Genomic DNA, 18,779 nt, shown 5'->3' with positions numbered 1-18,779 from the left:
CCCGCGCCCCCGCCGTCCTCCCCCGCGCACGCTCACGCCTGCACGATCGGCTCCCGGGTGAAGAGGACGCCCAGGGCCGGGGCGTTCACCCGGCGGTCGGCCAGGCGGAGGGCCTCCCAGACGGTGACCTGGTTGGCGGTGAGGACCGGTTTGCCGAGTTCCTTCTCCAGGGCCGTGAGGTGGGCGACCGTGTGCAGGGCCGTGTCGGGGAGGAGGACGGCCTGGGCGTCCGGGTGGTCGGCCGCGCGGGCCAGGGCGAACACCTCGGCCTCGCCCCACGTAGCGACCTCCGCCGCCGTGATGACCCCGGAGCTGGTCACCCCGGTCACCGTCACTGAGCCGGTGCCCAGGAACTCGGCGAAGAGCGCGGCCACGTCGTCCGGGTAGGTCGCGCCGACGGCGACCCGCTGCGCCCCGATCTCCCGTGCCGCGTGCACGAAGGCGAACGACGTGGAGGACGCGGGTGTGCCCGCCGCCCGGGCGAGGGCGCGCACCTGCTCGTGCGCGCCCTCCCAGCCGCGCACGAAGCTGCCGCTGGTGCAGGCCCACACCACCGCGTCGACGCCCGCGCGCCGCAACTCCCCGATGCCGGCCGCGAGCCGGTCGGCGTCGCCCATCTCGAGCAGCGCGTCGACCCGGTGCGCGTCCTCACCGATGTCGGTGTGCACCAGGTCCACCCGGATGTCACTGCCCAGCAACTGCTCGGCGCGCGGATAGTCGTCCTCGGCGGAGTGTCCCGGATAGAGGAATCCCAGTGCGGTCATGTCCAGCCTTCCTGCTGCTTCTCGTCCTGCACTCCCGGCACGCCCTGCGCGCCCGGAACGCCCTGAGCACCTTGCACGCCCGGTGCCTCCGGCCCGTCCGGCAGTACCGGAGCGGGCGGCGGCACCGAACTCCGCGGCAGCACCGCGCCGGACGTCCGGTCCGGCAGTACGGCCTCGGCGTCGGTCCCGGTCGTGACGCGCGCCGACGTGTCGATCAGCGCCTGATACGGTCCCACCGCCTGAGTACCCAATCGGCGCAACGCCGCCCACATGGTCACCTGGTTGGCCGAGATGACCGGTATGCGCAGCTCCGCCTCCAGCTGCGGGATCACGTCGTACGTCGGCAGGTTGGTGCAGGAGAGGAACAACGCGTCCGCCGGGCCGAGCCGGCCGCGTACCGTCGCCCGCCGGGCCATGTCCACCACCTCGCGGTAGGTGACCCGCCAGATCTGCCGGGTCAGGCCCATGTACGCGCAGCCGGTGACCGTCACCCCGGCCTGCGCCACGTACCGCTCCAGCGACCGGGTCACCGACACGGTGTACGGCGTCACCAGCGCCACCCGCCGTACGTCCAGTTCCACCAGCGCCTCCAGCAGCGCGCCGGACGTGGTGATCGCCGGGACCGCGCCGGACCTGCTCATCGCCTCGCACATGGCGCGTTCGCCCAGGACCCCGCCGACGAAGCTGCCGGACGTGCAGGCGTAGGCGACGACCTCGGGACCGACCTCGGTGAACGTGCCCACCGCGTTGCCGAGGGTCTCGTGCTCACTGATCAGCCGGGCGAGGTCAAGGCTGACCTCGACCGGCACGTACGGCGTTCGGGTGAGATGCAGGGACACGTCGTCCGGCATCCAGCGCCAGAGCTCGCGGTCCAGCGCGAAGTCGAAGGGGGCGACCACACCGACACCGCGCTGCGGGCCGGGTCCACCGATGAAGGAGACGTCCATGTCAGCACCGGCCTCACGGTGAGAGACGAGCACGCAACGGTTCGTCGAAGCGCCCGTGTTGACGACGGTAGGTTCGGGATGCCAGCGTGGTCAATCCGCACATCTCAGACTTCCGGTCATCCCGGGGAAACGGCGGCCCATGTCCACCCCCTCTTCGCGCACTCCGGGGGCCGTCCCCACGCTGCTCGTCCTGGGCGCCGATCCGCCGCCCCGGCTGGGCAGGCTGACCGGCAGGGTCCGGGTCGAGCACGCGGACGCCTCGACGCTCGCCGAGCGGCTCCCGCACGCCGACGTGCTGCTGGTCTGGGACTTCACCTCGCGCGCGGTGCGTTCCGCCTGGCCGGGCGGGGGGCCGCGGCCGCGCTGGGTGCACACCGCGAGCGCGGGAGTGGATCACCTGCTCTGTCCGGAACTCGCCGTCTCCGACACGGTGGTCACCAACGCGCGGGGCGTCTTCGACCGGCCGATCGCCGAGTACGTCGCCGCTCTCGTGCTGGCGTTGGCGAAGGATCTGCCGCGGACGCTGGAGTTCCAGCGGGAGCGGACCTGGCGGCACCGCGAGTCGCGCAGGGTCGCCGGGACCCGTGCCTGCGTCGTCGGGTCGGGGCCGATCGGCCGGGCGATCGCCGGCACGCTCGAGGCGCTCGGCGTCACCACCGCGCTGGTCGGCCGCGCTCCGCGCCCGGGCGTCCACGGCTCCGAGGAGCTGGACCGGCTGATCGCCCGCGCGGACTGGGTGATCGCCGCCGCGCCGCTGACCGAGCAGACCCGGGGCATGTTCGACGCCCGCCGCTTCGGGGTGATGCAGCCGTCCGCCCATTTCGTCAACGTCGGGCGCGGGCCGCTGGTCGTCGAGGACGCGCTCGCCGAGGCGCTCGGGCAGCACCGGATCGCGGGCGCCGCCCTGGACGTCTTCGAGGCCGAGCCGCTCGCCCCGGACAGCCCGCTGTGGCGGGTCCCCGGATTGATCGTGTCGCCGCACATGAGCGGGGACACGATCGGCTGGCGGGACGAACTCGCCGCCCAGTTCGTGGAGTTGTACGAGCTGTGGGAGGCGGGCGAGCCACTGGTGAACGTGGTCGACAAGCAGCGCGGGTACGTACCCGGGCACTGACGTGGCTGGAGAGCGGATGTCCGAGCTCACCGAACTGACCGCCGTGCGGCTCCTCGACGGCTACCGCCGGGGTGAGTTCGGCCCCGTGGCGGTGACCCGCGCGGCGCTGGAGCGGGCCGAGGCGATCCAGCCGGAGGTGAACGCGTTCGTCCGGCTGTTCGCCGAGGAGGCGCTGGAGCGGGCCGCCGCCTCCGAGGAGCGGTGGCGGCGCGGCGAGCCGCGCGGGCTGCTGGATGGAGTTCCGGTCACGGTGAAGGACATCCTGCTGCTGCGCGGCGCCCCGACCCTGCGCGGCTCGCGCGCCGTCGACCCGGCGGGCCGCTGGGACGAGGACGCGCCGTCGGTGGCACGGCTGCGGGAACACGGCGCCGTCTTCCTCGGCAAGACGACGACCCCCGAGTTCGGCTGGAAGGGTGTGACGGACTCTCCGCTCAGCGGTGTCACCCGCAACCCGCACGACCCGTCGCGGACCGCGGGCGGTTCCAGCGGGGGCGCGGCGGCGGCGGTGGCGCTGGGCGCGGGGCCGCTGGCCCTGGGGACGGACGGCGGCGGCAGTGTCCGGATCCCGGCCTCGTTCTGCGGGATCTTCGCGCTGAAGCCGACGTACGGGAGGGTGCCGCTGTACCCGGCGAGCGCGTTCGGCACGCTGGCGCACGTCGGTCCGATGACGCGGGACGCGGCGGACGCGGCGCTGCTGATGGAGGTGGTCTGCGGGCCGGACTCCCGCGACTGGTCGGCGCTCGCGCCGGCGCCCGGTTCGTTCTCCGAAGGGCCGGTGGGCGGGGTGCGGGGGCTGCGGGTGGCGTACTCGCCGTCGCTGGGCGGTCAGGTGGCGGTGGAGCCCGAGGTGGCGGCGGCGGTACGGCGGACGGTGGAGCGGCTGGCCGCGCTCGGCGCGCACGTGGAGGAGACCGACCCGGACTTCACGGACCCGGTGGACGCCTTCCACACCCTGTGGTTCACCGGGGCCGCCCGGGTGGTGCAGCACCTCACGCGTGAGCAGCGGGAGTTGCTGGACCCCGGGCTGCGGGAAATCTGCGACGCCGGGGCCCGCCATTCGGCACTGGACTATCTGGCGGCGGTGGACGTCCGGATGGACCTGGGCAGGCGCATGGGCCTCTTCCACGAGACGTACGACCTCCTCGTCACCCCGGCCGTGCCCCGTACGGCGTTCGAGGCGGGCGTGGAGGTGCCGGAAGGTTCCGGCCACCGGCGCTGGACGGGCTGGACCCCGTTCACCTATCCGTTCAACCTGACCCAGCAGCCCGCGGCGAGCGTCCCCGTGGGCACCGATTCGGCCGGTCTGCCGATCGGGGTCCAGCTCGTGGGCGCCCGCCACGCCGACACGCTGGTGCTGCGGGCGGCCCACGCGCTCTACGAGGCCGGGGCGGCCGAAACGGCCCGGCCGGCCGGGGTGGCCGGAGCGACCGGGGCCGCCGGGGCGCCCGGGGTCACGCCCGCCGGAAACTGAGCGTCTCCCCCTCCGCACCGCTGCGCCACAGGTCGTTGCACCCGTCGGCCATCTCCGCCAGGCCCTCGACGACCTGGCCCCAGACGATGCCGGGCACCCAGCCCACGTCGCCGTTCAGGAGCAGGTTGTTCCGCTCGTAGAACAGGGCCAGGTCGACGACCGTGGCGCCCGGACCGACCTCCCGGTCGTAGCCGTAGGCCTTGGTGCCCAACTCCGCGCCCGCGAAGGAGAAGTAGCAGAGATCTCCCGGGATGGGCGTGACGGTCGGGTTCTCCAGCGGTGGCTCCGCTTCCGCGAAGGGCGGGAACAGGGCATAGATCTCGTTGCGCGCGTATTTGGCGTGGTAGACGTCGCCGGACAGGGGCAGGGCGTTCCAGACGGCCGCGCAGGTGAGCGGCGCACGGTCGTCGAGCAACCGGGCCGTACAGGTGATTCCGCGTTTGACCAGCGAGACCTCGACATATCGGTCCATCATGAGACCCATCGTCCCGCACCGGTCAAGACCGCCCGACCGCCGAACGGGGCCGAAACTGGCGGGAATACTCGGCATCTCTTCGGGTAGCCGCGCCGCCATGGTTCCACCACTGGGAAAACCACTGAGACGACGCGGAAACACGCCCGACCGTGTCGGGCCCTCACGCCGATCGCTGCTCGCGGGGGTCGCGGCGCTCGGCGCACTCGGCGCCGCGGGCTGCTCGCGCGTGCCCACCGAGGCGAGTACGAACGGCGGTGACCTGCTGTCCCGGCTCAAGGCGACGGGCGTGGTCCGTCTGGGCATCGCCGGCGAGATCCCCTTCGGTTACATCGACAAGAACGGCAAGCTGACCGGCGAGGCGCCGGAACTGGCCAAGGTCATCTTCAAACGGCTCGGGGTGGACCGGGTCCAGCCCGTGCCCACCGAGTTCGGCTCGCTGATCCCGGGACTGAACTCGCAGCAGTTCGATGTCGTGGCCGCCGGGATGTACGTCAACCCCGAGCGTTGCGAGCAGGTCATATTCTCCGACCCCGACTACCAGATGCTCGATTCGTTCATCGTGCGCAAGGGCAATCCGAAGGGGCTGACCAGCTACCAGGACGTCGTCGAGAAGAAGGCGAAGTTCGCCACCGGCACCGGATACGCGGAGATCGCGTACGCGGTCGAGGCCGGGTATCCGAAGGGCGACATCCTGATCGTCCCCGACCAGGTCGCCGGGCTGAACGCGGTCGAGGCCGGGCGGGTCGACGTCTTCGCCGGTACGGCGCTCACCACTCGCGAGGTGGTGAAGAAATCGACCAAGGCGGAGGTCACGGAGCCCTTCAAGCCGATCGTGGGCGGTGAACCGCACGTCGACGGCGGCGCCTTCGCCTTCCGGCCGACCGAGACGAAGCTGCGGGACGCGTTCAACGTCGAGCTGGGCAAGCTGAAGGAGAGCGGCGAGCTGCTGCGCATCCTCAAGCCGTTCGGCTTCACCGAGGACGAGATGACGGATCTGACCGCGAAGGAGCTGTGCGGCGGATGACCTCAGGACTCTGGGAACTCGTGCTCAAGGGCGTCTGGGTCACGATCCAGCTGCTGGTGCTGAGTGCGCTGCTGGCGGCGGCCGTCTCCTTCGTGGTCGGCATCGCGCGCACGCACCGGTTGCGCTTCGTCCGCTTCCTCGCGGGCTTCTACACCGAGGCGTTCCGCGGCACCTCGGCACTGGTGATGATCTTCTGGGTGTTCTTCGTGCTGCCCCGGCCTTCGGCTGGCAGCTGGTGCCGCTGTGGGCGGGCACGCTGGCACTGGGCCTGACCTACGGGGCCTACGGTTCGGAGATCGTGCGCGGTGCGCTGGCCGCCGTCGATCCCGCCCAGCGCGAGGGCGGGATCGCGCTCAGCTTCACACCCGTCCAGCGGCTGCGGCTGATCCTGCTGCCGCAGGCGGTGCCGGAGATGATCCCGCCGTTCTCCAACCTGCTGATCGAACTGCTCAAGGGCACCGCCCTGGTGTCGATCATGGGTATGGGCGATCTGGCGTTCAGCGGCAACCTGGTGCGCCTCGCGCTGCAGGAGAGCGCTGAGATCTACACGTACATCCTGGTGATCTACTTCGTGATCGCCTTCCTGCTCACCCGGGTCATGCGCGGCCTGGAGAAGAAGCTGAAGGCCGGGGTCGGCAAGGCGCCGAAGCGCGAGCCGGACGTGGAGCTGAAGCGGGCCGAGACCACCAACGTGGGAGGTGCGGTCTGATGAAGTGGGACTGGAGCGCGGTCTCCGAGTTCATGCCGTACTTCTGGGACGGTCTGCTGGTCACCCTGCAGATCCTGGTCTTCGGCTCACTGATCTCGTTCGTCCTCGGCCTGGTGTGGGCCCTGCTGACGCGGGTGCCGACCCGCTGGGTGACCTGGCCGGTCGGCGCGGTGACGGAGTTCGTCCGCAACACCCCGCTGCTGGTGCAGCTGTTCTTCCTGTTCTACGTGCTGCCCGAGTGGGGAGTGACCTTCTCGGCACTGACCACGGGTGTCTTCGCCATCGGTCTGCACTACTCGACGTACACGATGCAGGTCTACCGCGCGGGCATCGAGGCCGTGCCGGTGGGCCAGTGGGAGGCGGCGACGGCACTGAACCTGCCGCTGCGCCGGACGTGGACCGCGGTGATCCTGCCGCAGGCCGTGCGCAGGGTCGTGCCCGCGCTCGGCAACTACGTCATCTCGATGCTGAAGGACACGCCCCTGCTGATGGCGATCACCGTGCTGGAGATGCTCGGTGAGGCGCGCCTCTTCGCCCAGCAGCACTTCCAGTTCACCGAGCCCCTGACGGTGATCGGCATCGCCTTCATCGTCATCTCCTACCTGGCCTCCCTTGCCCTGCGAGCCCTGGAGCGACGCCTTGTCCACTGAATACAACCCCACGTCCGGCACCGGTGCCTACACCGAGAGGACTCCCGCCGACGGCAGCCGTTCCAGCGGCGAGCTGATCCGGCTGGAGAGGGTCACCAAGCGGTTCGGGCACCACACGGTCCTCGACAACCTGGACTTCTCCGTGGACGCCGGCAAGCACGTCACCCTGATCGGGCCGTCCGGGTCGGGCAAGACCACGATCCTGCGCCTGCTGATGACGCTGCTGAAGCCCGACGAGGGCACGGTCACCGTCGACGGGGACCAGCTGTACCCCGCGCCGGAGAAGCAGGTCCGCGAGGTCCGCAAGAAGATCGGGATGGTGTTCCAGCAGTTCAACCTGTTCCCGAACATGACGGTGCTGCGGAACATCACCGAGGCTCCGGTCACCGTGCTCGGCATGTCGAAGGACGCGGCCGAGGAGCGGGCGCGGGAGCTGCTGGAGATGGTCGGGCTGACCGAGCACGTCGACAAGCACCCCGCGCAGTTGTCCGGCGGTCAGCAGCAGCGGGTGGCGATCGCGCGGGCGCTGGCCATGCGGCCGCAGGTGCTGCTGCTGGACGAGGTGACCTCGGCGCTGGACCCGGAGCTGGTCGCGGGTGTCCTGGACGTGCTGCGGGACATCGCCCGCTCCACCGACATCACCATGCTCTGCGTCACCCACGAGATGAACTTCGCCCGGGACATCTCCGACCGCGTCCTGATGTTCGACTCGGGTCGGATCATCGAGGCGGGCGCCCCGGAGAAGATCTTCAACGAGCCGGAGCACGACCGCACCAGGGAGTTCCTCAGCGCGGTCCTGTGAGGACGGGGCGCGTTCGGGGGACATCCGGAACGTCCGAGGTCGACGCTCCGGAGCATTCCTCTGGCATGTGCCCGGGGACCGGCGCCGCAGTCGGGGGGCCGCGATCTCGTCAACACCCGCTCCGGGAGAGCCGCTTGACGGCTGTCGTGGAGAGGATTCGCTGACCGGATTGCGGCCCCGTAAGCGAGCGCAGGGGGAAACCGCGGCGCTGAAGCACAAGCCGACCGCTCCGTACCACTCGGTCCAGGACGCCCTGCGCGTCCTGGACGCGGTGGCGCGGCACACCACCGGAATCACCGACACCGGACTCGCCCGCGAGAGCGGCCTCGGCCGGGAGCGACTGACCACGCTCCTGCCGATGCTGTGCCGCGAGGCCTACATCGAACAGGGCGCCGACGGCGCGTACGTCGCCGGGGAGGCGTTCGCCCGCCTCGGCTCGGCCCAGGAGCAGGAGCAGGCCCTGCGCGACAAGCTCCAGCGCACCCTGGACCGGCTCCGCGACTCCGTGGGCGCCGCCGTCTACATGAGCCGGTACGTGGACGGCGAGGTCGAGGTCACCCAGTACGCCGACGGACCGGCCACCCCGAAGGTCAACGAGTGGGTGGACTTCCGCGACGCGGCGCGCGCCACCGCGCTCGGCAAGAGCCTGCTGGCCCAGCTCGACCACAACGGCCGGCGCGAGCACCTCGCCCGGCACCGGGCGGTCCGGCTCACCTCGCGCACCGTCACCAGCGACAGGCTGCTGCTCTCCCAGCCGGCGGCACACCCGCCCACGGTGCCGGTCCTGGACCTCCGGGAGTACGCGATCGGCACGGTCTGCGCGGCCGTCCCGATCACCGCCGGTTCCTCGGTGGGCTGTCTGGCCCTGTCCCTGCCCGTCGAACACGCCCACCGCCTGCGCCACGCCGCCGACACCCTCAACCACAACGCGGCGCCGGTACTGCTGTCGCTGGCGATCTGAGACCTCTCGTGCGGATCATCCCGACCGCGGCGGGCGCCGCCGCGGTCGGGAGCACGCCTCGGGACCGGGTATTATTTTCGAGTCGCCGGCCGCGGGAAGCGGACGGCGGGAGTCATGCGCCGCTAGCTCAGTTGGTTAGAGCAGCTGACTCTTAATCAGCGGGTCCGGGGTTCGAGTCCCTGGCGGCGCACAGTGAAGGGCCTCTCGTGAGAGCGAGAGGCCCTTCGGCGTGTCCGGCGGCGGACCCGCGGACGTCCCGGCGCCCGCGCGTCCGCCGCCGGCCTCGGAAGGTGACGTCAGAAGGTGACGTCCGAGCAGGCGTAGAACGCGTTGCCCGTGTCGGCGACCGACCACACCGCGAGGATGACGTGGTGCCCGCTCAGCCCGGACGGCAGGGTGCCGCTGTGCGAGAGGGTCTGCGGCGGGCGCTGCCCGTTGTAGGGCACCTTCAGGAACGGGGTGAGGTTGAGGTCGGACCGGGCCAGGTTGTGGTTCTGGTTCCAGCCCGGCTTGGTGACGTAGTACGAGAAGTCGCTGGTGGCGTGCATGGCCGTGAACTGCCACCGGAAGGTGTAGTTCTGGCCGCCCGTCACCCTGGTCGTCGGCCAGGCGCCGCCCGAGGGCGTCTTCGGGCTGTCGAGCTGGGCGAACGGCGTGTTGTTGGCCGAACAGAGCCGGCCGTCGGCGGGGCCGGAGGCGGGGAAACCCTTCGGGCCCTCGACGCTCTGCGGCTCCCACTGGATGGCGCCGCAGTTGGTCACACTGCCGTTCTGGCAGAGCTTCTGCCTGCTGAGGGGCAGATCGGTGTAGCCGTGGCCGCTGGCACCGCCGGAGGAGAGCACGAGCGCTCCGGTCGTGGCCAGTCCCACCGCGGCTGCGTACAGCTTGGTCCGTGTGCGCATGCTGCCGCTCCTGGAGAACGTGGGGGGTCACTGAGCCGTGCAAGTAGGTCTAGACCAAGGCTCAGGTTATGGCCACGAGTTAGACATGTCCATACCAATAGCGGAACCGGTTCCGTTTCCCGGCGCCCGGATCCGCCGGTCTACGGCCCCGTCTCCCCCGCCCCGCGCAGAACGCCACCGTCAGATCCTTCACCAGCACCTTGCGTTCGTAGTCGTCCAGCTCCACCAGTCCCCGCGTGGTCAGCCGGGTCACCGTGTCCTCCACCGAGTCCACGACCGAGGTGAGCACGCTCGCCCGGTGCTGGGCGTCCAGCGCGGCGATCCGGCGCCGGTGCATGGCGGCGGCCACCTCGGGGGCGTACTCCACCCGGACCGGCCGCACCGCGAACACCTCGATCCCGACAGGCGTGGCGTCCGCCGCCACCAGCCGGGTCAGCGCGTCCTGCACCGTGTCCGGCGAGCCCCGCACCGCGCCCGGCGCCTCCACCGGAACCCGGAGCAGCGCCGCCTCGACGCACTCGCGCACATACGTCTCGTGGTCCTCGATGCCCAGCGTCGCGCGCGCGGTGTCCCGCACCCGCCACACCACCAGGACCACCACCCGCAGCGCCACCCCGCCGTGGTCGGCCGCCTGCATCGGCTCGCTGCGCCAGTGCCGCAGCCGCACGTCGACCCGACGGCGCAGCAGCAGCGGGTTCACCCACAGCAGGCCGGTCCGCCGGACGGTCCCCCGGTAGCGGCCGAACAGGCCGAGCACCCAGGCCCGCCCGGTCCGGCCGCGCGCCAGCCCGCCGAACCCGAACAGGCCGAGGGCTCCGGCAGCCGTGTACGCCGCCCACTGCGCGGGCCCGAGTCCGGCGGCTCCCGGGTGCTCCGGGAGCCCGAGGGCACCGGCCACCAGCGGCGGCAGTACGCCCGCCCACCAGGACGTGGCCACGCACCCGGCCGCCCCGCACGCCCCGGCGAGCACCCCCGCACCGCCGGGCAGTACCCGGGCGGGCCGCTCCACCAGCTCGGGGTCGACCGGTGGCAGGGGCCGGGGCCGTTCGGCGACCGGACGTCCGAGCCGCGGCTGCTCCCCCGTGCCCTGCCGGCGCCCCACGACCACGGGACTCAGCCGCACCGGCACCGGGTCGGGCCCGTCACGGAAGAGCAGATGGACGGGGATCTCGGTGGTCGCCGCGTTGCGGATGACCCGGGCGGACCGGCCCCCCACCGAACGTCCGGCCTCGGGAAACGGTGATCCGGGGGCGGGTGACTCGCGGACGGGCGATTCGCGGGCGGGCGATTCGGGGGTGGGTGAGTCGGGGATGTCGGGAGTGGTCATGGTCATGCGTGCCTCCAGCCTCCGCGCCAGATGCGTCACCTCGGGGGATCCTCCGGACCGTGACGGAGCCCGCAGGAGTGGGTCGCGGCGAGCGACCCGTGGGCTACGAGCAGAGCCGCCGCCAGGTATCCGGCCCCGGGCAGCCGTCCGCGGCGCCGCCGCGCCGGCCCCGGGCGCGCTGGAACGCCTCGGCGTTGCGCCGGTCCGCCTCGCTCCAGCGCGGGCCCGGCCCCGTGACGTAGCGGCGGCCGGCCCCTTCCGCACCAGCCGCTGTCCCGGCCGGGTGACATGGCTGTTGACCGCGCCCGGACGGAGCGCCGCCCGGCCCGGGCAGCCCGGCACCCCGTGCGAGGTCCCGGCGGTCGGCATGTCCCTGCCCCTGCCGGTCAGCAGCAGTTCCCAGGTCAGCGGCCCCGGCACGTCGTCCGCTGCGGTCCCCGCCGGCCCCGGACCTGCGGGAACGCCCGGGTCGCCGCACGGTCCGCGTCCGTCCGGCGCGGTCCGGGGCCGGTGGTGTGCAAACGGGCGCCGCCGCGGTCGACGAGCCGGCGGCCGAGTCGGGTGACGTGCGGGTTGTTCGCGCCGGGGCCGAAACAGGCCGCTTCGGGAAACGGCGTCCGGGCCCGCACGGCCTCGCCCACGCCCTCGGCCTCCGCCGTGCCGCCGGTCACGCCCTTGTACCGGTACGGGACGTAGCCTGCGGAGTTGCTCCAGTAGGCGTACGGGGTGGTCCGCTGGAGGGTGTGCGGGGGAGTCTGCTCGTAGGCCGCATAAGTGCTGCGCGTGCCGTCCGTCCAGCCACCGAAGAGAACGACGTGGGAGCCGCCGTAGGGATCGGACGCATGGTGGAAGAGCAGAATGTCCCCCGGCTGGAGTTCGTCCTTGCTGATTTCCTCCGCGTACTTTCCGAGGCTGCCGGTCCATTCGTTTGCGGGCAGATTCCAGGCCATCGAGATATAGCCCGAACAGTCCTGCCGATACCCGTCGGACCAGAACCCGGTCACGCTGTACGGGACTTTCTGGGCGACCCATTTCCCGGCCCGTTCGATGATGTCCGCGCGGGTGATCGCGCGCGACGTCGCCGGGGTCGAGGGGTCCGCGGGATCGGCCGGCCAGCCGGAGCCGGCGGGGCCGTGCAGCGGAGCCCTCGCACCCTGTGGAGTGGCGGGCTCGTCACCCGCGGGGGCACCCGGGGCGCCGGGGCGCTCGACGGTGTGGGGGGCGGCCGGGGCGGGGGCGGCGTGCGCGGCGATCACCGCCGAGGCCGCGGCGGCCACCGCCAGGGGGCGAAACGCCGCCGGGTGGGCGACCGAGCGGCCGGCGGGCGCATACGCAAGGACGCGCCGCCGGCGAACGCAGCCGGGGCAGTCGCAGTCGCTCGCGGGAGCGAATTCCTCGAATACCGGAGGCTCCATGCGATCAATGCGATCCATGCGATTCCCCTCACACATCCGGCCACACGTCTGGTGAAATACCTCACATCTGTGCACGAGGGTCAGCTTCTCAACTGTGGGCGGGACGCGCACGCTGACGGTCCGAACGATGTACGCGCGACGGGCCGTGCCGGACGGGCCCGGGGCCGAGCCCGCGCCGGGACGCGCCGGAACGGAGGTGGCTGCCGGAAGCACCCCGTCCGGTCCGGTAGAGTGACCGTGTCAGTGAGCGCCGCTAGCTCAGTTGGTTAGAGCAGCTGACTCTTAATCAGCGGGTCCGGGGTTCGAGTCCCTGGCGGCGCACCAACACAACGGGCTCCTCGATCACGAGGAGCCCGTCGCTTTTTGGCCGGACACTCTCTCGCGCCCGTTGAACGGTACGCCTTCACCACACGTATCGAACCACTGGAACCACCTGGGGGAACAGGTCCCCCGCCAGACTCCTCGGACGTCACAATGGGCCCGTATGACCGGTGAGCGCCTGTTTTCACACCTTGCGATCATGATGAACACGGTACAACCTGGGTTCTTCACGATGTCGCGTATGCGCGGCCGTTGGGGGGCGGGAGACCGGTTGCGGACGGTGCGGGGTGAGAGATCCCGTTCACGGAGCGCTGCCGACGGAAGCATCATGCAACCGAAAGGGCGCCGTGCCGTGTCTATATGGTGTGGGTGATGTGGTGACAGCAGCCCACCACTGATACGCCTGTGACGGTCGAGGGGGACCGGACGAGGGTGGCACTAAGCGACGAAACACACGGCGGGGCCGTGTGGGGGGATGAATCCATGACGTCGACGCCGACAGGCGCCCGAAGGGACGACGACCCGTCCCAGACCACCCAGCTCAGGGTGCCTGCGCATCGGACCGGAAACACGGGCGCGTTCCGGCGGATCAAGAAAACACTACCCAGATACGACTACGAGCACTACAGCCGGCTCTCGGGTCCCCTCACCCAGCCCGCTCCGAACAAGCCCTACAAAGTGCAGTACCGCTCGTTGATCTCACAGGAGCCGCACCGCATCCGCCTCGCGCTGATGCTGGTCGCGGCTCCGCTGCTGTCGCTGGTGCTGCTGGTGTGGCTGCTGCAGCCCTCGCACTGGACGGAGCGGGACTACCCGGCGTTCGACTGGCTGCCCACCCTCGACATCGTGATGCTCGTCGCGATCGGCCTGATCGAGTTCTTCCGCTGCATGAACGTGCTGTCGAACGCGCACGCCACGCTGGTCGCCCGCGACCCGGTCCCGGTGGTGCCGGAGACCGGCACCCGGGTCGCCTTCCTCACCTCCTTCGTGCCCGGCAAGGAGCCGCTGGAGATGGTGACGAAGACCCTGGAGGCGGCGGTGAAGATCCGCCACCGGGGTGTCCTGCACGTCTGGCTGCTCGACGAGGGCGACGATCCCGAGGTGAAAGAGGTGTGCGCGCGTCTGGGCGTGCGCCACTTCTCCCGCAAAGGCGTCGCGAAGTGGAACCGGGAGAAGGGCCCGCACCGCGCCAAGACCAAGCACGGCAACTACAACGCCTGGCTCGACGCGCACGGCGACGACTACGACCTCTTCGCCTCGGTGGACACCGACCACGTACCACTGCCGAACTACCTGGAGCGGATGCTCGGCTTCTTCCGTGACCCGGACGTCGGCTTCGTCATCGGCCCGCAGGTCTACGGCAACTACGACAACTTCGTCACCAAGGCCGCCGAGTCGCAGCAGTTCCTCTTCCACGCGCTGATCCAGCGGGCCGGCAACCGCTACGGCTCACCGATGTTCGTGGGCACCTCGAACGCCGTGCGCATCAAGGCGCTCAAGCAGATCGGCGGTCTGTACGACTCGATCACCGAGGACATGGCGACCGGCTTCGAGATGCACCGCGCCAAGAACCCGGCGACGGGACGCAAGTGGCGCTCGGTCTACACGCCGGACGTGCTCGCGGTCGGTGAGGGCCCCAACGCCTGGACGGACTTCTTCACCCAGCAGATGCGCTGGTCGCGGGGAACGTACGAGACGATCCTCAAGCAGTACTGGAAGGGCTGGTACTCGCTGCCGCCGAGCAAGCTCTTCAACTACACCATGATGATCATCTTCTATCCGATGTCGGCCCTGAACTGGATCCTGGCTGCGCTGAGCTGCGCGCTGTTCCTGGGCCTGGGCGCCTCGGGTGTGAACATCGACCCCGCGGTCTGGCTGATGCTCTACGGCAACGCCTCCGCGCTGCAGATCGGCCTCTACATCTGGAACCGCCGCCACAACGTCTCCCCGCACGAGCCGGAGGGCTCCGGCGGTGTGGCCGGCATGGTGATGTCCGCGCTGTCGGCGCCGCTCTACGCGAAGGCACTGATCGACTCCGTGCTGCGCCGCAAGAGCAAGTTCGTGGTCACCCCGAAGGGCGACTCGGCCAGCCCGGACACCTGGTTCGGAACCTTCCGGTACCACTGGTACTTCATCCTGATCTTCGGTGGCTCCATCGCCGCCGGCTTCGGCTACGGACACTCGCACCCGGCCATGATCATCTGGGCGACGTTCGCCCTGCTCATCACGGCCGCGCCCATGTTCGCCTGGCGGCACGGCATGCGCCAGGACAGGAAGAAGCCCGGCGCCCATGCCGCGGGTCAGACGTACGACTCCGCGCAGGCGTCAGCGACTCAGCAGCTGCCGCACACGCAGCAGACACATCAGCAGCCGCAGGCTCCGCGGTACGCGCAGGCTCAGCACCAGTACGGGTGGGCTCCGCAGTACGCGGCGCAGCCCGCGCAGCGGCAGCCGCACGCGTCGCACGGCCGGCAGGGCCGTCCCCAGTGGGCCGCCTCCCACGGCGGGCCGGCGGGGCCAGGAGGGCCAACAGGTGCCGGGAACAACCCCGGCGACGACCAGACGATGCAGATCGCCCTTGGTGGACTTGGGGGACGTAAGGAATGAACGACCGTGCAGGCCGCCGTCGCGCCCGTCGCATCGCGATAGGCACGGCGGTGGTACTCGCGCTGGCCGGAATGAACGGGCCGTGGCTGTACCGCTTCGGGACCGGGAAATACCACCAGTACAAGATCAACAAGCCGGAGTACAAGGCGGAGAACGGCCGCTGGGAGATCGTCGAGTTCCCGGAGGAGTACCGCCAGAACACCATTCACGCGGCGCTGCTGCACACCGGCAAGGTGTTGCTGGTCGCGGGTTCCGGCAACAACAAGGACAACTTCGACGCCAAGAAGTACGACACCCGGATCTGGGACCCGGTCAAGAAGACCATCAAGAAGGTGCCGACGCCGAGCGACCTGTTCTGCACCGGCCACACCCAGCTCGCCAACGGCAACCTGCTGATCGCCGGCGGCACCAAGCGGTACGAGAAGCTCAAGGGTGACGTGACGAAGGCGGGCGGCCTGATGGTCGTCCACAACGAGAACCCGGACAAGCCGATCACCCTGCCGGCGGGCACCGAGTTCGTCGGCAAGGAGAACGGCAAGACCTTCGTCTCGAAGGACCCGGTGCTCGTCCCGCGCGCCAAGAAGAACTTCGACAAGGAGACCGGCGAGTTCCTGGGCACCACCCCGGGCTACGGCCGCACCTACGTCGAGGCGCAGAAGGAGGGCGCCAAGTACGAGACCGGCGCGCAGGCCAACTACACCGTGCAGGGTCTCGGCGGCGAGGACGCGCAGAACACGTACGGTATCGCCGAGAAGCTCGCCCTGGACAAGAAGGACTTCCAGGGTATCGACGACGCCTTCGAGTTCGACCCGGTGGCGGAGAAGTACATCAAGGTCGACCCGATGAAGGAGTCCCGCTGGTACCCGACGCTCACCACCCTGAGCGACGGCAAGATCCTCAGCGTCTCCGGCCTCGACGACATCGGCCAGCTGGTCCCGGGCAAGAACGAGATCTACGACCCCGAGACCAAGAAGTGGACCTACACGGACAAGATCCGTCAGTTCCCGACCTACCCGGCGCTGTTCCTGATGCAGAACGGCAAGGTCTTCTACTCGGGTTCGAACGCGGGGTACGGACCGGCCGACGAGGGCCGTGAGCCGGGTGTCTGGGACGTGGAGACCAACAAGTTCGACAAGATCCCCGGGCTGAGCGACGCCGACATGATGGAGACGTCCGGCACGGTGCTGCTGCCGCCGGCGCAGGACGAGAAGTACATGGTGATCGGCGGCGGCGGGGTCGGCGAGTCCAGGAAGGCCAGCGAGAAGACCCGGATCGTCGACCTCAAGGCCGACAGCCCGCGCTTCGTGGACGGCCCCTCGCTGGACAAGGGAACCCGCTACCCGCAGTACTCGATCCTGCCCGACGACAACATCCTGGTCTCGGGCGGCTCGGAGGACTACCGGGGCCGCAGTGACTCCAACATCCTCGAGGCGCGGATCTACGACACGGCGGAGAACGAGTTCAAGCGCGTCGCCGATCCACTGGTGGGCCGCAACTACCACGCCGGCTCGATCCTGCTGCCCGACGGCCGCGTGATGTTCTTCGGCTCGGACTCGCTCTACGGCGACAAGGCCAACACCAAGCCCGGCAAGTTCGAACAGCGCATCGAGATCTACACGCCGCCGTACCTGTACGGCGAGAGCGGGCAGCCCGAGTTGACGGGCGGCCCGAAGACCATCGAGCGCGGCGGCTCGGCCACGTTCACCTCGAAGGACGCCGCGTCGATCAAGAACGTCCGGCTGATCCGGCCGAGCGCCTCGACCCACGTCACCGACATCGACCAGCGCTCCGTCGCCCTGGACTTCGAGGCCGACGGCGACAAGCTGAAGGTGACGGTCCCGGAGAGCCGGAACCTGGTCCAGGCGGGCTGGTACATGCTGTTCGCCACCCACGCGGACGGCACGCCCAGCAAGGCGCAGTGGGTACAGGTGCCCTGACACCAGGCACGTAACGGGTCCAGGCACAGGAGAAGGGGGCGTCCTCCACCGTGGAGGACGCCCCCTTCTTCTCTCCTGCCGTGTGCGCCGTTCCGCGTGCGCCGCGGCGTGGTCAGTCGCCGGCCTTGGCGAGCTCCACCGCGTAGTCCTCCCACCACTCGCCGGCCTTCGGACCGCCCTTGCACTCGCCGTCCGACTCGCCGGGCCGCTTCACCCACAGATACGCGTCCACCAGCGGGTCCGCGGTCTCGGTCGTCGGGGTCTCGCCGAGGGCGCGGCCGGGCGGATTGCACCAGCGCTCGTCCGCGGTGCCCTGCGTGTACGGGCCGTTGCCGTTGCGGCTGGTGTCGATGACGAAGGGCTTGTCGCCGACCTTGGCGGAGAGCTGCTTGCCGTAGGCGAGGGAGTCCTCGGTGGAGTAGAAGTTGGAGACGTTCACCGAGAAGCCGTCGGCCCGGTCGAGGCCCGCCCACTTCAGCGGCTCGTGGATCTGGTCGGGGCTGCCCCAGCCGGCGTTGCCCGCGTCCAGGTACACCGTGGTGTTCTTCAGACCCGTGAGCTTGGCGACGGCGCCGCTGAGGAGGTCGTAACGCTCCTCGTGGAACCGCTCCGGCGTACAGCCGTCCACCAGGTGGAGCACCGCGTCGGGCTCCAGGATCACGGTCGCCGCACGGTCCCCGATGCCCTTGGCCACGCCGTCGACGAAGGAGCGGTAGGCATCGCCGTCGGCGGCACCGCCCTGCGAGTACTGGCCGCAGTCCCGGTGCGGGATGTTGTAGAGGACGAGCAGCGCGGTGCGGTCCGCCTTGTCGGCGGCCTCGGTGAAGCCGCGGGTCTGCTCCTCCGGGTTCTCCGGGCTGATCCATTCGGCGGTGGGCTGCTCCGCGATCTTGCGGATCTGCTCGGCCTCCGACTTCTTGCCGTCCCGTTCCAGGTCGGCCATCTGCAGTGCGGCGTTGCCCCTCGGATTGACCCAGAAGGGGTTGGCGTCCTTCGGCTGCTGCGTGATCGCCGCGTCGGCCCCCCCGTCGGAGTCGCCCCCCTCGCCCCCGCTGGAGGAACAGCCTGTGATCAGCAGCGCCGCCCCCAGTACCGCTGCCGACGCCCGCCTTCCGGCGAACGCCCCGGCCCCCCTGCTGCCGTACATCCAACCCCCCTCGGGTGCACTTGTGCCAAGCGTTCCGAGCCCCAATCCTGACATACGTCCCGCGACACCCACGAGGCCGAGCCTCTCTTGTCCGTGACCTGTTACAGCCGGTGTACGGCCGATCTCCCTGCCCGGGGCCACCTGCGACGATCACGGACCGCGACCGGAAACGGACGTGGCGTCAAGAGACTCCTGGGCCGGGGGCG

14 protein-coding genes, 2 tRNA genes and 2 pseudogenes are annotated in these 18,779 nt (G+C 70.4%); 11 read left to right on the top strand and 7 right to left on the bottom strand.

Annotated features, from left to right (window positions below):
• Positions 1–32 precede the first annotated feature (32 nt).
• On the bottom strand, positions 33–764 hold the full coding sequence (locus WJ438_RS26305; RefSeq protein ID WP_406727424.1) for a decarboxylase: 732 nt from the start codon (positions 762–764) through the stop codon (positions 33–35).
• The gene (locus WJ438_RS26300; protein ID WP_406729814.1) at positions 761–1,711 is read right to left on the bottom strand and encodes an aspartate/glutamate racemase family protein; all 951 of its coding nucleotides are present in this window, start codon (positions 1,709–1,711) and stop codon (positions 761–763) included. The genes WJ438_RS26305 and WJ438_RS26300 overlap by 4 nt, the downstream gene beginning before the upstream one ends.
• A gap of 139 nt (positions 1,712–1,850) precedes the next feature.
• On the opposite strand from WJ438_RS26300, the gene WJ438_RS26295 reads away from it, so the two are divergent.
• Together WJ438_RS26295 and WJ438_RS26290 are read left to right on the top strand one after the other, a co-directional pair.
• The gene (locus tag WJ438_RS26295; RefSeq protein WP_406727423.1) at positions 1,851–2,825 is read left to right on the top strand and encodes a D-2-hydroxyacid dehydrogenase; all 975 of its coding nucleotides are present in this window, start codon (positions 1,851–1,853) and stop codon (positions 2,823–2,825) included.
• 16 nt (positions 2,826–2,841) lie between these two features.
• Positions 2,842–4,296, top strand: coding sequence for an amidase (locus WJ438_RS26290; protein WP_406727422.1), 1,455 nt, complete (start codon positions 2,842–2,844; stop codon positions 4,294–4,296).
• Here WJ438_RS26290 and WJ438_RS26285 read toward each other — a convergent pair.
• The gene (locus WJ438_RS26285; RefSeq protein ID WP_406727421.1) at positions 4,277–4,771 is read right to left on the bottom strand and encodes a DUF3830 family protein; all 495 of its coding nucleotides are present in this window, start codon (positions 4,769–4,771) and stop codon (positions 4,277–4,279) included. The two genes, WJ438_RS26290 and WJ438_RS26285, sit on opposite strands and share 20 nt — an antisense overlap.
• A gap of 97 nt (positions 4,772–4,868) precedes the next feature.
• On the opposite strand from WJ438_RS26285, the gene ehuB reads away from it, so the two are divergent.
• The 6 genes and pseudogenes from ehuB (at position 4,869) to WJ438_RS26255 (ending at position 9,107) form a co-directional block, all read left to right on the top strand.
• Positions 4,869–5,795: an ectoine/hydroxyectoine ABC transporter substrate-binding protein EhuB gene (gene ehuB, locus WJ438_RS26280; RefSeq protein ID WP_406727420.1), complete on the top strand. Its 927-nt coding sequence runs from the start codon at positions 4,869–4,871 to the stop codon at positions 5,793–5,795.
• Positions 5,792–6,504, top strand: a pseudogene (gene ehuC, locus WJ438_RS26275) (ectoine/hydroxyectoine ABC transporter permease subunit EhuC). Before ehuB ends, ehuC begins: the two are co-directional and overlap by 4 nt.
• Positions 6,504–7,154 (top strand): ectoine/hydroxyectoine ABC transporter permease subunit EhuD, encoded by a 651-nt coding sequence (gene ehuD, locus WJ438_RS26270; protein ID WP_406727419.1) that lies wholly within the window; start codon positions 6,504–6,506, stop codon positions 7,152–7,154. Before ehuC ends, ehuD begins: the two are co-directional and overlap by 1 nt.
• A gap of 73 nt (positions 7,155–7,227) precedes the next feature.
• A complete protein-coding gene (ehuA, locus tag WJ438_RS26265) occupies positions 7,228–7,956 on the top strand; it encodes an ectoine/hydroxyectoine ABC transporter ATP-binding protein EhuA (protein ID WP_406729813.1) in 729 nt (242 codons plus the stop codon).
• Between the two features lie 169 nt (positions 7,957–8,125).
• On the top strand, positions 8,126–8,917 hold the full coding sequence (locus WJ438_RS26260) for an IclR family transcriptional regulator C-terminal domain-containing protein (protein WP_406727418.1): 792 nt from the start codon (positions 8,126–8,128) through the stop codon (positions 8,915–8,917).
• 116 nt (positions 8,918–9,033) lie between these two features.
• Positions 9,034–9,107 (top strand) — tRNA-Lys (locus WJ438_RS26255).
• 106 nt (positions 9,108–9,213) lie between these two features.
• On the opposite strand, the gene WJ438_RS26250 is transcribed toward WJ438_RS26255, so the two are convergent.
• The 3 genes and pseudogenes from WJ438_RS26250 to WJ438_RS26240 all read right to left on the bottom strand — a co-directional run bounded on the left by WJ438_RS26250 (position 9,214) and on the right by WJ438_RS26240 (position 12,561).
• Entirely contained in the window at positions 9,214–9,819 is a 606-nt protein-coding gene (locus WJ438_RS26250; protein WP_406727417.1) for a lytic polysaccharide monooxygenase, read from the bottom strand.
• A gap of 79 nt (positions 9,820–9,898) precedes the next feature.
• Positions 9,899–11,152 carry an SPFH domain-containing protein gene (locus WJ438_RS26245; RefSeq protein ID WP_406727416.1) on the bottom strand — a complete coding sequence of 418 codons (1,254 nt, stop codon included), beginning with the start codon at positions 11,150–11,152 and terminating at the stop codon, positions 9,899–9,901.
• 97 nt (positions 11,153–11,249) lie between these two features.
• Positions 11,250–12,561 (bottom strand): annotated as a pseudogene (locus tag WJ438_RS26240) (peptidoglycan-binding protein).
• Positions 12,562–12,808: 247 nt separating this feature from the next.
• On the opposite strand from WJ438_RS26240, the gene WJ438_RS26235 reads away from it, so the two are divergent.
• From WJ438_RS26235 to WJ438_RS26225, 3 genes are all read left to right on the top strand, one after another.
• Positions 12,809–12,885 (top strand) — tRNA-Lys (locus tag WJ438_RS26235).
• 480 nt (positions 12,886–13,365) lie between these two features.
• Positions 13,366–15,489, top strand: a complete 2,124-nt coding sequence (locus WJ438_RS26230) for a glycosyltransferase family 2 protein (protein WP_406727415.1) — start codon at positions 13,366–13,368, stop codon at positions 15,487–15,489.
• Positions 15,486–17,426: a galactose oxidase-like domain-containing protein gene (locus WJ438_RS26225; protein WP_406727414.1), complete on the top strand. Its 1,941-nt coding sequence runs from the start codon at positions 15,486–15,488 to the stop codon at positions 17,424–17,426. The genes WJ438_RS26230 and WJ438_RS26225 overlap by 4 nt, the downstream gene beginning before the upstream one ends.
• Positions 17,427–17,538: 112 nt before the next feature.
• On the opposite strand, the gene WJ438_RS26220 is transcribed toward WJ438_RS26225, so the two are convergent.
• Positions 17,539–18,573, bottom strand: a complete 1,035-nt coding sequence (locus WJ438_RS26220) for a glycoside hydrolase family 6 protein (protein WP_406727413.1) — start codon at positions 18,571–18,573, stop codon at positions 17,539–17,541.
• Positions 18,574–18,779 lie beyond the last annotated feature (206 nt).

Source organism: Streptomyces sp. GD-15H (assembly GCF_045291515.1).
Taxonomy (GTDB): domain Bacteria; phylum Actinomycetota; class Actinomycetes; order Streptomycetales; family Streptomycetaceae; genus Streptomyces.
This window is presented reverse-complemented; position numbering and strand designations above follow the sequence as displayed.

Bases quoted from the DNA above. Each gene is read 5' to 3' on its own strand.
- WJ438_RS26290 (WP_406727422.1), top strand. From the start codon at position 2,842: ATGTCCGAGCTCACCGAACTGACCGCCGTGCGGCTCCTCGACGGCTAC.
- WJ438_RS26295 (WP_406727423.1), top strand. From the start codon at position 1,851: ATGTCCACCCCCTCTTCGCGCACTCCGGGGGCCGTCCCCACGCTGCTC.
- ehuD (WP_406727419.1), top strand. From the start codon at position 6,504: ATGAAGTGGGACTGGAGCGCGGTCTCCGAGTTCATGCCGTACTTCTGG.
- WJ438_RS26230 (WP_406727415.1), top strand. From the start codon at position 13,366: ATGACGTCGACGCCGACAGGCGCCCGAAGGGACGACGACCCGTCCCAG.
- WJ438_RS26285 (WP_406727421.1), bottom strand. From the start codon at position 4,771: ATGATGGACCGATATGTCGAGGTCTCGCTGGTCAAACGCGGAATCACC.
- WJ438_RS26300 (WP_406729814.1), bottom strand. From the start codon at position 1,711: ATGGACGTCTCCTTCATCGGTGGACCCGGCCCGCAGCGCGGTGTCGGT.
- WJ438_RS26220 (WP_406727413.1), bottom strand. From the start codon at position 18,573: ATGTACGGCAGCAGGGGGGCCGGGGCGTTCGCCGGAAGGCGGGCGTCG.
- WJ438_RS26225 (WP_406727414.1), top strand. From the start codon at position 15,486: ATGAACGACCGTGCAGGCCGCCGTCGCGCCCGTCGCATCGCGATAGGC.
- WJ438_RS26250 (WP_406727417.1), bottom strand. From the start codon at position 9,819: ATGCGCACACGGACCAAGCTGTACGCAGCCGCGGTGGGACTGGCCACG.
- WJ438_RS26305 (WP_406727424.1), bottom strand. From the start codon at position 764: ATGACCGCACTGGGATTCCTCTATCCGGGACACTCCGCCGAGGACGAC.
- WJ438_RS26245 (WP_406727416.1), bottom strand. From the start codon at position 11,152: ATGACCATGACCACTCCCGACATCCCCGACTCACCCACCCCCGAATCG.
- ehuB (WP_406727420.1), top strand. From the start codon at position 4,869: ATGGTTCCACCACTGGGAAAACCACTGAGACGACGCGGAAACACGCCC.